Here is a 465-nt window from a genome sequence, read left to right on the forward strand (position 1 = left end):
GGTCGAACGACAGCTGGATTCTGGCTGGGCGCGAGCGGAGGCGCGCTTTACCGCGCGCCTCCGCTCTGCGTCATCAGGCCGCCTGACTAGACTATCCCTCGTTGCAACCGGGCGTTCGAGATCCTGCGTCCAGTCGGTCATCGAGCCGTCATAGAGCGACACCTCGTCGTTCCCCAGAAGTTCGGAAAGCACGAACCAGTTCAGCGCTGCAGTGTGGCCGGTGTTGCAATAGGAAATCGCAGGTCCGTTCGGCACGCTGGAAAACAGGGCGGTCAGGTCGCCTGCAGGTTTCAGGCGACCGGTCGAGAGATCGAAGGCCTCTGCGTAGTCACGCGAAATCGCGCCTGGAATATGCCCGGCGCGCGTCGCTTCCGCAGCCTTCTCGCGGCCCTCGAAATAGCTCGCCGAACGGGCGTCGACCAGGGTCGCGAGCCTGCTCTTCGAGGCGACGAGGGCGGCATCGGC

At 64.5% G+C, this 465-nt stretch carries 1 protein-coding gene; it reads right to left on the reverse strand.

Features of this window, described 5'->3' with window-relative positions:
* A partial coding sequence (locus tag AC1DRP_RS36875; RefSeq protein ID WP_476771183.1) for a sulfurtransferase occupies positions 1-465 on the reverse strand: 465 nt, incomplete at both ends.

Source organism: Allobosea sp. 01N443 (genome assembly GCF_056399325.1).